Origin of the sequence: Brevundimonas sp. P7753 (assembly GCF_013386595.1) — a bacterium.
GTDB classification, from domain to species: Bacteria; Pseudomonadota; Alphaproteobacteria; order Caulobacterales; family Caulobacteraceae; genus Brevundimonas; species Brevundimonas bullata.
Genome location: NZ_JACARP010000024.1, coordinates 1 through 12434, shown reverse-complemented (window position 1 = coordinate 12434; position 12434 = coordinate 1). Strand labels below are relative to the sequence as shown.

General features: G+C 63.0%; 11 protein-coding genes. 4 read left to right on the top strand and 7 right to left on the bottom strand.

The features are described from left to right. Together HX774_RS05635 and HX774_RS05630 are read right to left on the bottom strand one after the other, a co-directional pair. Positions 1-417, bottom strand: a complete 417-nt coding sequence (locus HX774_RS05635) for a hypothetical protein (RefSeq protein ID WP_178825016.1) — start codon at positions 415-417, stop codon at positions 1-3. A gap of 73 nt (positions 418-490) precedes the next feature. Continuing rightward, entirely contained in the window at positions 491-1174 is a 684-nt protein-coding gene (locus HX774_RS05630; protein WP_178825014.1) for a hypothetical protein, read from the bottom strand. A gap of 452 nt (positions 1175-1626) precedes the next feature. Between HX774_RS05630 and HX774_RS05625 the strand changes: the two genes are divergently transcribed. Further along, a complete protein-coding gene (locus tag HX774_RS05625) occupies positions 1627-3057 on the top strand; it encodes a glycosyltransferase family 2 protein (protein WP_370523347.1) in 1431 nt (476 codons plus the stop codon). On the opposite strand, the gene HX774_RS05620 is transcribed toward HX774_RS05625, so the two are convergent. Next, positions 3044-4093, bottom strand: a complete 1050-nt coding sequence (locus tag HX774_RS05620; RefSeq protein ID WP_178825010.1) for an endo-1,4-beta-xylanase — start codon at positions 4091-4093, stop codon at positions 3044-3046. The genes HX774_RS05625 and HX774_RS05620 overlap by 14 nt on opposite strands. A 298-nt stretch (positions 4094-4391) precedes the next feature. Here HX774_RS05620 and bcsS point away from each other — a divergent pair, with 298 nt between their 5' ends. Further along, entirely contained in the window at positions 4392-5066 is a 675-nt protein-coding gene (gene bcsS, locus HX774_RS05615) for a cellulose biosynthesis protein BcsS (RefSeq protein ID WP_178825008.1), read from the top strand. Between the two features lie 84 nt (positions 5067-5150). Here the strand turns inward: bcsS and HX774_RS05610 are convergent, their stop codons facing one another. Further along, a complete protein-coding gene (locus HX774_RS05610) occupies positions 5151-6152 on the bottom strand; it encodes a UDP-glucuronic acid decarboxylase family protein (protein ID WP_370523352.1) in 1002 nt (333 codons plus the stop codon). A gap of 77 nt (positions 6153-6229) precedes the next feature. Then, on the bottom strand, positions 6230-7342 hold the full coding sequence (locus tag HX774_RS05605; protein ID WP_178825004.1) for an NAD(P)-dependent oxidoreductase: 1113 nt from the start codon (positions 7340-7342) through the stop codon (positions 6230-6232). 453 nt (positions 7343-7795) lie between these two features. On the opposite strand from HX774_RS05605, the gene lepA reads away from it, so the two are divergent. After that, complete coding sequence (gene lepA, locus HX774_RS05600) at positions 7796-9604, top strand: translation elongation factor 4 (RefSeq protein WP_178825002.1); 1809 nt, start codon at positions 7796-7798, stop codon at positions 9602-9604. Positions 9605-9698: 94 nt separating this feature from the next. On the opposite strand, the gene HX774_RS05595 is transcribed toward lepA, so the two are convergent. Next, positions 9699-10733, bottom strand: coding sequence for a hypothetical protein (locus HX774_RS05595; RefSeq protein ID WP_178825000.1), 1035 nt, complete (start codon positions 10731-10733; stop codon positions 9699-9701). A gap of 373 nt (positions 10734-11106) precedes the next feature. Between HX774_RS05595 and dinD the strand changes: the two genes are divergently transcribed. Beyond that, entirely contained in the window at positions 11107-11952 is an 846-nt protein-coding gene (gene dinD, locus HX774_RS05590) for a DNA damage-inducible protein D (RefSeq protein ID WP_178824998.1), read from the top strand. Positions 11953-11974: 22 nt separating this feature from the next. On the opposite strand, the gene HX774_RS05585 is transcribed toward dinD, so the two are convergent. Further along, a partial coding sequence (locus HX774_RS05585; protein ID WP_178824996.1) for a DUF3883 domain-containing protein occupies positions 11975-12434 on the bottom strand: 460 nt, incomplete at its 5' end.

Genomic DNA, 12434 nt, shown 5'->3' with positions numbered 1-12434 from the left:
TCACGGTGACACGACAATGATGCTGAGCGACCCTTGCAGATTGTTGTTGTGGCCGCTGTTGACGACGAAGTTGCCGATGCCGGAGAAGCCGGCGAAGGCGCCCTCGGTCAGATTGATATTGCCCGAGCCGACCGTCCCGGCGTGGATGCTGTTGCCCGAATTGGTCGCGGTCAGGTTCTGGTTGACGCCCGCATGGACAACCACCCCCTGCCAGCCGCTTTCATGCTCCAGCTCATCGGAACTTAGCGCTACCGGGGGCGGCGAGGCGGGCGGCGGAACCGGAACAGGGACCGCCGTAACGATAGCCGACGCGGCCGCATCAGGCGTCGAGACACCCGGCGCGGTCTGAGCGACGGCGGCGCAGGCGAACAAAAGTGCAGGCGCGCCGATAAAGGCGCTCGTCAGATATCGCAACATGGCTGCAGCCTCCCTGAACCAGACGAGAACAAAGCCGGCCAGGCGTTACGCCTGGCCGGCCCCGATCCTTGCGTCAGCCGCCGTTGCCGAAGGTGACGTTGGCGTTGGCGCTGATCGCCGTCGCCGCCTGGTTCGTGGACGCGAAGCCCGTATTGTAGGTCGCGGTCTGGATGCCGGCGAAGCCTGCGAAGGCGCCGCCCGAGTTGCTGATGTCGCCGGTCCTCAGCGAACCGCCGTCGTCGTCACGATGGCCGCCGCCGCCGATATCGAACTCGAAGCCGCTCACGCTCGCTTCAAGGTGCTGAAGCGACATGGCGACCCGCATATTGGTCGTGGAATTATCCGAGTTGTCGTTGTTCGAGTCATCCGTCGAAGAATCGCTGTTGTACGAGTCTTCGATTTTTGAGTTGTCGTTGTAGGAATCATCGACATCGGTCTCAGATTTCCACTCACGGTTATCGTTATTGGAATCTTCGATCTTCGAATTGTCGTTGTTCGAATCTTCGATCTTCGAATTGTCGTTGTACGAGTCATCAACATCGACTTCTGATTTATTTTCCCGATTGTCGTTGAACGAGTCATCGTAATCGACTGACGAGTTATCGTTGTACGAATCTTCGACATTGGTGCCCGCATCATTGCCAGGGCCGCCTCCCCCCCAGCCGCCGCCGGGGCTGGTCAGGGCGGCTGCAGGCACGACGCCCAAGGCCAGAACGGCTGTCAGCGCAAAGGCCGAAGTCATGAGTTTTCTAGTCACGATGAACCCTCCGATAGCTTGGTTAAAGGAAGGCCCCTCGGCCTCCGACACCACAAATCAGAGACACAGGAGGACGTTCCCTGGCCCTCCCAAGGCTCAAAACCGGCCGAAACGACCCAGAAACGGGCGAAAATCTGCTCAGACTGATCATTTGTTTTTTTATTGAATAGGCCACCCGTTCTTCATCCATGAAATGAGCACACGGACGGGACGATAAAACGTTTATTTTCAAGCACAGTCACAGGATCGTGACCGTATTCATTCCAGGTTAACACCGCTAACAACCACGACGTGACAGTAAAATTCTCCAAACAAGAGAACCTTTGCAACTACGGATGCATCTAGATGAGAGGATGCGCGTTGGGCATCTTGTGATCGCCCCGCTGGGGGGCCTGACCAACCATATATGTTTGGCGCCGCATAAGGCTTGCGGTCTGGAGGGGACTTTCAAGGTGAACGCCATCGATCCCATATCGGGCCCGGCCATCTGGCTGACGCTCTTCGCCATCGCACAGCTGCTGTACGGCCTGACCTTCCTGGTGGACCTGTACCTGTTTACGCGCCCGGTGAATCTGGTGAGCTCGGCCACCGCGCCGCCCGACGATGAAACGCCGCAGATTCTGCTGCTCTATCCCGTGCTTCACGAGATGGAGGAGACGATGCGCACGACCTTCACGGCCCTGTCCCGGCTGGACTATCCCAAGGACCGCTGGAGCGTCACCGCCATCCCGAACGCCGACGACCACGCCACGATCGCCAGCCTGGAACGCCTGCAGACCGAGTTCGACTTCCTGACCATCACGAAGATCCCGCCGACCAGCCATGCGTCGTGGGACATCGTCTGGAAGGACTGGGACCAAAACCCCCATGCCTATTGGTGGCGGGAGGGCAAGTTCGCCCACGACCGCAACCTGCCGCCCAAGAAGACGCGGCAGCTGATCTACGCCCTCTATCACGCTCTCGAAGACGCCCCTCAGGGCGAAGACTTCCTGATCGACTATATTGACGCCGACAGCTGCCCCCCGCGGGATCACTTCCGCGCCGGCGCGGCGGGGATGCTGACCCACGACGTCATTCAGGCGGAAAACGTCGCCGGCAACCTCAACGCCAGTCTTGCGGCCAGCTGGCACGCCTTCGACCACATGGCCTGGGACGGTCGCAAATACCGGCACCTGACCGCCGACGGCAAACACCCCTACTGGATTCTGGGCAAGGGCGTCTTCTTCCGCGCCCGTGACCTGCAGAGGCTCGGCGGCTTCCATCCCTGGATGGCGATCGAGGACCCCGAGGTGGGCATGCGCTTCTGGGCCGCCGGCAAGAAACTGGCCGTCGTCGAGGCGCCCCTGATCGAAGAAGTGCCGCTGACCTTCGGGCGCGGCATCACGCAACGGAAACGGTGGGTCTGCGGCTTCCTTCAAAGCCTCAGCCTGCCGCTGACCGAACTCAAGTTTTCAATGAGCCAGACCATGAAGGCCTGGATGAATTTCCTGCCGTGCGCCTCGCTGTGGGTCAACGCCCTGGGCTTCCCCACCGGGATATGGGCCCTGACCTATGGGGCGAATAACGCCGCCATACCGCCCTGGCTGTTCTGGCTGTCGCTGATCAACATCACCGCCTTCGTGCTCACGATGATCGGTCTCTATATCAGCACGTGGCGCCGCACCGCCCTGGTCCTGACCCGCACCTCGGACCGACTTTTCTACATGCTGAAGATCAACCCGCTCTTCCTGATGATCTGGTGGGTCGTCTGGCTGATCCCGATCTGGCTGGGCTTCTGGATGTACATGCGCAGCGGCGGCCTGGTGTGGGAGCGGACGGAGAAGATCAACGCCAACGAGGCGCTGATCCGATCCGAACGAACCCCCGCCGTCAGCGGCTCGTAAGCGTCGATGGACCCTTGGCGCCGGAAACGGCCTGCTGAATCGTCCAGTAGACCGGCTTCGGCTCCAGGGCGCCGTCGTAGGGAAGGCCGCGATTCATGCCCGTCGGATTGGCCGATGGATGCAGGGGCTGCTTTTGCAACCAGGAATGGCGATCGCTCAGCCCCCAGGTGGTCAATCCCGTCACCGAGGGCTGGTCCAGAGCAATGTCCAGATAGGCCTGAACATGGTCAGCCACCTTCCGATCACGTTCGGCCACGCCGCCCCGGCGACCGTCTTCCTTCACGTCCAGTTCGGTGATGGCGATGCTCAGGCCCAGGTCGGCGATCCGCGTAAAGAAGGGCGCCAGAATCTCGCGCTTCAACGGCCCCTTGCTGAGGTCCAGATGCGCCTGAACCCCCACCCCGTCCAGCGGCGCCCCGCTAGTCTTCAACTGTTCCAGAAGCCTGAGAAAGGCCGCGCGACGCTGATGCTCGACCGGGTTGTCATAGTCAAAGCCGTAGTCGTTGAGGACCAGGCGCGCGTTGGGCGCATGGGCCCGCGCCTCGTGCAGGGCGCGCTCGATATAGGTCGGGCCATAGGCCTTCTGGAACACCGTGGCGCGCAGGCCGTCGGGGGCCTCGCTGTCGATCGGCTCGTTGACCACGTCCCATTCGCTGACAGCATCGCCATACCGGCCCAGGACCGCCTGGAAATAGTCGGCGACGATCTTCCAGTCGCCCGGCGCGCGTTCCAGTCGCGCCTTGGCCCAGGCCGGCGTGCTCTGATCCCAGAGCAGCGTATGGCCGCGCACCTCAAGACCGTGGCGACGCGCAAAGGCGACCAGACCATCCGCCGGACCCGTGCGCCAGTCGCCCGGCCCCGGCTGCAAGGCGTCCCACTTCATGTCGATTTCGGGCGTCAGAGAGGCGCAGTCGCGCAGCACCGCCTCCGCCAATCGGGCATCCGCCTCGATCTGATCGATCCGAACCGCAGCCCCCAGATAGGGTCCAGGGCGCCGGCTTTTCGTCGCATCCATCCCGCCACGCGCGTCGCTCAAACGCGCGGCGCCCATAAGAAGGGGCGCGACGAATACGCCGCCCAGAAAGCTTCGACGTGTCGTAAAGAGACGCATCGACCAGATCCATCATTAATATTGAAGCCAAACTGCCGAACCAAGCTTAATGATTGGTGCACGGGCTTCAGCATTCACTGCACAAACCAGGTCACTCTGTTCATTTGATGTCATTTGATAAGGCGGAACCGCGGCTCACGACAAAGCGTTCTGCTTACGGCCAAGCTTAATGGGAGGAATACAGCCTATGTCAGTCGCACTGCGTCACAGCCGGCCGAAACTCATGCTTGCCATGACCCTGATCAGTTGCTGCCTGGCCGGGCCGGCCCTGGCCCAGGACGAACCTGTCGTCTTTGGCGGCGGCTTTATCGCCGATGATCATTTCGCCTATGCGGGCGCCCTGATCCCCCTGCCCGGCGCGCAGCCCGATCAGGGCTGGGCCGTTCGGCCCGTCGCCTCGGCCGGCGCCTATGACTACAGACGCAACAGTGCGGACATCGAGGCGGACTTTATCAATCTCGAGCTGTCGCTGGTGAACCGGCGCTCGGGCGACTGGGGCTATCTGAACCTGGCCGCCGGCGCGCGCTACTCCAACACCGACCTGTCCCAGCCCGACCCGCAAAACCGCAGGGAGGGCGGCCAGTGGGACGGCATGGTCTCAATCGACGGCGCCCGATACGCCGGCGCCTGGCGCGTGGGCGGCTACGCCTCCTACGCCTTCAGCATCGAGGACTACTACATCCGCGGCGAAGTCACCCACGCCGTCAGTCCCAATGGACTGCGCCTGGGCCTGGAAACCATCATCGAGGGAGACCCCAGCTATGATCGGCAATCCCTGGGCGCCCTCGTGGCCTTCCAGCCCATGACAGGGACCGAGGTGCGCGTGTCCGTGGGCGCTCGCAAAGGCGATGACGACACCGAGCCCTATCTGGCGATCGGCCTCAGCCGAAGCTTCTAAGGCGCTCGCCTCTGACTGTTTCAGCCAGAGGCGAGCGCCTTACATTCAAACCGAGATCGACACGGGGGCCTCGCGGCGGGCCGGTCAGGCCGTCAGGGCGACGACGTCCGCCAGCGTCTTGACTGATCGCGAACGGGCCTGGACGTCGAACCAGTCGATGGTGGCGTTCAGCCCCTGGATCAGCGACGTCGTCGGACGCCAGTCCAGCACGGTCGCCGCCTTGGAGATATCGGGCCGACGCCGCTTGGGATCATCGGTCGGCAAGGGGCGATAGATCACCTCGGACGACGATCCCGTCAGCTCCAGAACCACATCGACCAGCTCGCGCACCGTCAGTTCGATGGGATTGCCCAGATTGATCGGCCCCGGTTGCGGCCCGTCATGCTCCATAAGCGCCATCAAGCCGCCGACCAGATCGTCGACATAGCAGAAGGAACGGGTCTGGCTGCCGTCGCCGAAGACCGTGATATCGGCCTGCGACAGGGCCTGACTGACCAGGTTGGACACCACCCGGCCGTCCTCGGCCGACAGGCGCGGCCCATAGGTGTTGAAGATGCGCGCCACGCGCACCTCACCGCGCCCCGCGCGGTCGAAATCGAAACTCAACGTCTCGGCGCAACGCTTGCCTTCGTCGTAACAGGCGCGCGGCCCCGTTGGGTTGACGTTGCCCCAATAGGTCTCGGGCTGCGGATGGACATGAGGGTCGCCATAGACCTCGCTGGTCGAGCTGAGCAGGAAGCGCGCGCCCTTTTCCTGCGCCAGATCAAGCAGATGCTTGGTGCCCAGCACGCTGGTCATCAGCGTGTGCTCGGGGTTGGCCTGGTACAGGGGCGGCGACGCCGCGCAGGCCAGATTATAGATTCGGTCGAACCGCCGCCGCGTCACCGCCGCCGGCAAGGGACTGACGACATCGGCCTGAACGAATTCGAAGTGAGGATGGCCCAGCGCGCCCTCCAGATTGCCCAGACCGCCCGTCAGCAGATTGTCGAGGCAGACCACCCGCGCCCCCTCGGCCAGAAGCCGATCGCACAGATGCGACCCCAGGAAGCCCGCACCGCCGGCGACCAGGACGTGCTGATTGCGAATTCTGGACGTCATGGGCACTTCATACGCTCCGCGAAAATGGACAGCGCGACCGCCCATCATGTCATCGACGACGGGGGTCACAGGACCAGCCCCCGCATCTCGAGTTCCTGCCGCGCCTCGACGACGCGGTCCTCGGCCTCCTGGCGCGCCACCCACTCGGCAAGCTCCGCCAACCCCTCCGAAAAGTCCTGGCGGGCTGCATAGCCCAAAACGGTGCGCGCCTTGGTCAAATCCGGAATATTGTGACGAATATCTCCGGCGCGGGCCTGTTGGGTGATCAGGGGCTCCAGATCGGCCCGCCCCATAGACGCGGCCTGAAGGCGCGCCACCTGCTCTACGGAGCGATCCTCGCCAGAGCCGATGTTGAACGCCTCGCCGTTCGCAGCCGGAGTGTCCAGGGCCAGCAGGAAGGCCCGCGCGACATCCGAGACATGGACGAAGTCCCGCCTCTGCCGTCCGTCCTCGAACACCATCGGCGGATGGCCGTTGGCGATACGCGAGGCGAAGATCGCCAGCACGCCGGTATAGGGGTTCGACAGCGCCTGGCCCGGCCCGTAGATGTTCCACAGACGAAGCGCCACCGCCTCCATGCCGTACTGAGCCGTCAGCGTCAGCGTCAGCAGTTCCTGCACGTATTTGTTGATCGCATAGACGCTCTTCAGCGTCGGCGTCTTGGTTTCCGGCGTCGGGACGGGGATCAAGGCCCGGCTCTGCGCATCCATCGGGTCCCATGATCCGTCGGCGTTGCGACGCCCGCGCACGACATCCTGCATCAGATCGCCGTCGACCGTCCGATAGAGACCTTCGCCATAGATGCTCATGGACGAGGCGACGACCACTCTCTGCACCGGCTGGTCGATCAGCTGCTGGAACAGGACGGCGGTGCCGTAATCATTGACCGAGGTGTAGCGGTCCACCGCATACATGCTCTGGCCCACGCCGACCTCGGCGGCAAGGTGAACCACCTTGTCGACCCCCGCCACGGCCCGACGAACCATGGTCTCGTCGCGAATATCGCCAACCAGAAGTTCGACCTCAGGGTCCAGGTCCGGGGGGCGAACGCCCGTGGGATGGACTTGCTCGATCAAGGCGTCCAGCGCCCGAACCCTGTGGCCCTGGGCCAACAAGGCGCTGGCGACATGTCGGCCCACGAAACCGGCGCCGCCGGTAATAAGAACAGTGTCACCCATCTCTATTCCCAGCGTCAGCTATAGGTGAAAAATGTGGATACGCTGGCGCCCGGCGTCACAGGGACTTTCTCGTTCTCAGAACAAGAACGCCCCATGTCGACACTACATTCAAAGATATGTCTTTGACCGCTCATGACCGCCCACTCCCATCCCGGACACAGCCCAAACTCCATGGCGGCAACGTCGATTTGCGGAGAACAGTTCCGGCATAGTTAATCGACAATTAACAATTTACGTTTGAGAAAATCAAAAGATAAGACAATCGCGATTTCTGTGACGAAATCAGCAACCGAACCCGTCATCTTCACCCGCAACTTGCGAACGATACTTATGATGCAAAGGGACGGTCGCAGGGGTCACGCGCCCCGCCCCGCGCTCTGCGGCGCTGTCGCCCACACGCTGATCGCCGTTTCCGTAGCGTTCCCGCCCGGCGGATGCTAAGCGCGCCAGACCATGACGACGCCCCCTATCGAACGCATCCGTAATTTCTCTGTGGTCGCCCACATCGACCACGGCAAGTCCACGCTCTCGGACCGGCTGATCCAGCACACCGGCGGGCTGACCGCGCGGGAAATGTCGGAACAGGTCCTTGATAATATGGACATCGAGAAAGAGCGCGGGATCACCATCAAGGCGCAGACCGTGCGCCTGAACTACAAGGCCAAGGACGGGCTGGAGTATGTTCTGAACCTGATGGACACGCCGGGGCACGTCGACTTCGCCTATGAGGTGTCGCGTTCGCTGGCCGCATGCGAGGGCTCGATCCTGGTGGTCGATGCGTCGCAGGGGGTCGAGGCGCAGACCCTGGCCAATGTCTATCAGGCGATCGACAACAACCACGAGATCGTGCCGGTCCTGAACAAGATCGACCTGCCCGCCGCCGAGCCCGAGCGCGTGCGCACCCAGATCGAGGACGTCATCGGCATCGACGCCTCGGACGCGGTCCTGTGCTCGGCCAAGTCGGGCATCGGCATCGAGGACGTGCTGGAAGCCATCGTCGCCCGCCTGCCGGCGCCCAAGGGCGACGTCGACGCCCCGCTGAAGGCCATGCTGGTCGACGCCTGGTACGACCCCTACCTGGGCGTGGTCCTGCTGGTGCGGGTCTTCGACGGCGTGCTGAAGACCGGGATGCGGGTCAAGATGATGCAGCACGGCACGACCCACCTGGTCGACCGCGTCGGCGTCTTCCTGCCCAAGAACACGCCTGTGGACCAGCTGGGCCCCGGCGAGGTCGGCTTCATCACCGCCCAGATCAAGGAAGTCGCCCACGCCGCCGTCGGCGACACCATCACCGACGAGAAGAAGCCGACCGCCGAACCGCTGAAGGGCTTCAAGGAGGTCCAGTCGGTGGTCTTCTGCGGTCTGTTCCCGGTCGACGCCGCCGACTTCGAGGACCTGCGCGCCGCCATCGGCAAGCTGCGCCTGAACGACGCCTCCTTCACCTTCGAGATGGAATCCAGCGCGGCGCTCGGCTTCGGCTTCCGCTGCGGCTTCCTGGGCCTGCTGCACCTGGAGATCATCCAGGAGCGCCTGAGCCGCGAGTTCAACCTGGACCTGATCGCGACGGCCCCCTCGGTCGTCTACAAGATCGGCCTGCGCGACGGGCGCGAGATCGACCTGCACAACCCGGCCGACCTGCCCGACGTGATGCAGATCGAGACCATCAGCGAGCCGTGGATCAAGGCCACCATCCTGACCCCCGACGAATACCTGGGCGGCGTCATCAAGCTGTGTCAGGACCGCCGCGGCACCCAGGTCGAGCTGTCCTACGTCGGCAGCCGCGCCCTGGTGGTCTATGAGCTGCCGCTGAACGAAGTGGTCTTCGACTTCTACGACCGCCTGAAGTCGATCTCGAAGGGCTATGCCTCGTTCGACTACGAGATCACCGACTACAAGGTCGGCGATCTGGTCAAGATGAGCATCCTGGTCAACGCCGAGCCGGTCGACGCCCTTTCCATGCTGGTCCACCGCGCCCGCGCCGAGACGCGCGGCCGCGGCATGGTCGAGAAGATGAAGGAGCTGATCCCGCCCCACATGTTCGTCATCCCCATCCAGGCGGCCATCGGCGGCAAGATCATCGCCCGCGAAACCGTCCGCGCCCTGCGCAAGGACGTGACCAGCAAGTGCTACGGCGGCGACGCCACCCGTAAGAAGAAGCTGCTGGAGAAGCAGAAGGCCGGCAAGAAGCGCATGCGCCAGTTCGGCAAGGTCGAGATCCCGCAGGAAGCGTTTATCGCGGCGCTCAAGATGGATGAGGATTGAGGTTGGAGTATCTGCTCATGAACCCAAGCAGACCTTAGCAAGACCTTTTTTGTGGCGCTGTGCGGAGGTTGGCCCGCGCCGAACTCAGCGCGGATCAGAACATCCAAGCGAGTGGGAAACCACTGACTCGCCGACAGCCCGTGCAGCGATAGGATTCCGACAGAGTAATGCGGGCCGCGTTGTGTGGAGTGACTTTTAAGGGCGTGCCACAGTCGCACGAGAAATGTTCACCCAGCGCCGACAGGCGTTTTATCGCCACGGCCTCATTATCCTCGCCCTCCACCAGATAGAGGCCCAGGATCGAACGTACCTCGAAGGCTTTCTTGGCTCCCATGTCCATCGGCGCGATCCGGTCGAACAGCTCCAGTATGACGTGGGTGAGGAACAGCAGCGCGTGCGGCAGGATGTAATAGATGCCGTGATAGATGTCGTCGTCGGCGTAGTTCTTAAAAATGAAGTTGAAGTTTTCCGCCTCCGTTTTGAGCTCCACCCGATCGACCGTGACTAGGTGCACTGCCTTCTGAAACAGGCCGTAAAGCCCTGACGGGTTCTTGGAGCTGAACAGGTTCGCGACGATAAAATCCGTAGTCAGGACGTCAGCCACCTCCGTTTGAGCCAATGCCTGAGCAATGATGTCCGCCCGATTGTTACCGAGTACCTTGGGTGACAGCTTGGTCGGATCGCCGGAGGTGAATGCGGCGTAGAACCCGTCCTCGTCGCCGAGCATCCATGCGAGGTAAATCAGGCTATCCAACAGCGGCTTGCGAAGGAGGTTCAGCGCAACTACCGATTTGCGCTTCTCTAGGCACTTCAGCGCCTCGAACACGTGATGCAGAGTGTCCGAGACCATTGCCATAGTGATGGCATTGAGGACGACACGGCGGGCTTCGGCAGGATAGCCAGTGGCGCGCAGCGCCTCCAGCCCGCTGTCCTTTGCGATCTCAGCGAAGCGGGCCGATTCTACCTTGCTCCGGAACTTCACCGTGACGTGGTGGGCCTGCGCTTCTTCGTACTGCTTCAGCAGATGAACGGCTTGATCATGCAGGAAGTAGCAGTAGTTATGCGCGAGCTGACACTCCCTTGGAATCCAAGCGAGGCGGTTACGGGGGATGGAGCCGATGGCAGACATTTCGAAACGCTATCAGGCCTGCACTACGTAATCGACGTCGAAGAGGCGCTGGCAGCGGCAGGACTTCTTTCCAGCAACGCTCCTAAGCAGCTTCTGGTGCGCGGCCTCATCCAAACCCCGCCCGCCATGTCTCCGCCGTTAGCGTCACCGCCGCCTCGAGCGGGGGCTTGAGCTGGAACAGGGCGGGGGCGGCGGCGAGGTCGTGGAGGCGGTAGAGGCGCCAGGCATCGGCGCGTTCAGTGGAGACCTCGCGCTCGGTGCGGGTTAGGAAGAAGATGGCGGCGGGGCCGCCACGGGCGGCCCTAACCTCACGCCGACACCCAGCCCATAACGACGTGTTGCCAATTCGTTCCGCGCGAGCGATGATCCATCTATGACCGACATCACTCCGCCCCATCGCCAGTTGTTCGAGTCTATCCGTCACAAAGACGAGGGTGTCGAGTACTGGCTGGCGCGCCAGCTGGCCCCGGCGCTCGGCTATCAGGATTACCGAAATTTCCTGGCCGTAATTGAGAAGGCTCGGGTCTCGGCGTCGGGGGTGGGACTCGATCCCGCGGATCATTTCGGTGACGTCACCAGAATGATCGATCTAGGAAAAGGCGCTCAGCGAGAGGTCGCCGACGTTCGCCTGTCGCGCTACGCCTGCTACCTGATCGTCCAAAACGGCGATCCGTCCAAGCCGGTGATCGCTGCAGGCCAGACCTATTTCGCCGTCCAAACCCGGCGTCAGGAAATCCAGGACGACCCCACGTTCGGCGCCCTGTCGGAAGACGAGCGGCGGCTGATGCTCCGTCGCGAGATGGCCCAGCACAATACCGCCCTAGCTTCAGCGGCACGGCAGGCGGGGGTCGAAAGCGGTCTGGACTATGCGATCTTTCAGGATCACGGCTATCGCGGCCTCTATGGCGGCCGGACCATGCGGGACATTCACGCAATCAAGGGGTTGAAGAAGAGCCAGAAGATTCTGGACCACATGGGTTCGACCGAGTTGGCGGCCAACCTGTTTCGCGCCACCCAGGCCGAAGACAAGCTGAAACGCGATGGCGCACGCACCAAGACGCAGGCGAACGACATCCACCACGCCGTGGGCAAGAAGGTTCGCAGCACGATCGCGGAACTCGGCGGCGCCATGCCTGAGCATCTGCCTACGCCGGAAACGAGCATTGGGCAGTTGGAAAGAGCTAAGGCGAAGGCGCTGAAAGACCAGTCCGGCGACTAAGCCCTGGGAGCGAGGGCCCATCCTAAAACCCCGCTCGCCACATCTCCGCCGTTAGCGTCACCGCCGCTTCGAGCGGGGGCTTGAGCTGGAACAGGGCGGGGGTGGCGGCGAGGTCGTGGAGGCGGTAGAGGCGCCAGGCGTCGGGGCGTTCGGCGGAGACCTCGCGCTCGGTGCGGGTCAGGAAGAAGTCGGTGGCGGGGCCGCCGCGCGTGGCCTTGACCTCGATCAGGCGTTCGCGGCCCGCTGGGTCGAAGCTGCGGATGTCGTAGCCGGCGCCGTCGCCGCGTTCTTGCGACGTCCATTCGATCTTGCGCGCCAGATCAGGGCGGTCGTGGGCGCGCAGGTAGGCGTGTTCGTGGCGGAGGACGTGTTCCTCGCCCCACTGGCCGAGGGCGCGGTTGCGGTGGTCGCGGGCGGCGGGGTCGTATTTGCGGACGATGCAGGCGAGGCCCTGTGGCCGGGGCTTGCGGGCCGGGCCGAGG

What these genes read in the sequence shown, in the direction of transcription:
- HX774_RS05635 (WP_178825016.1), bottom strand. Translation starts at nt 417, where the DNA reads ATGTTGCGATATCTGACGAGCGCCTTTATCGGCGCGCCTGCACTTTTG.
- bcsS (WP_178825008.1), top strand. Translation starts at nt 4,392, where the DNA reads ATGCTTGCCATGACCCTGATCAGTTGCTGCCTGGCCGGGCCGGCCCTG.
- HX774_RS05605 (WP_178825004.1), bottom strand. Translation starts at nt 7,342, where the DNA reads ATGGGTGACACTGTTCTTATTACCGGCGGCGCCGGTTTCGTGGGCCGA.
- lepA (WP_178825002.1), top strand. Translation starts at nt 7,796, where the DNA reads ATGACGACGCCCCCTATCGAACGCATCCGTAATTTCTCTGTGGTCGCC.
- HX774_RS05595 (WP_178825000.1), bottom strand. Translation starts at nt 10,733, where the DNA reads ATGTCTGCCATCGGCTCCATCCCCCGTAACCGCCTCGCTTGGATTCCA.
- dinD (WP_178824998.1), top strand. Translation starts at nt 11,107, where the DNA reads ATGACCGACATCACTCCGCCCCATCGCCAGTTGTTCGAGTCTATCCGT.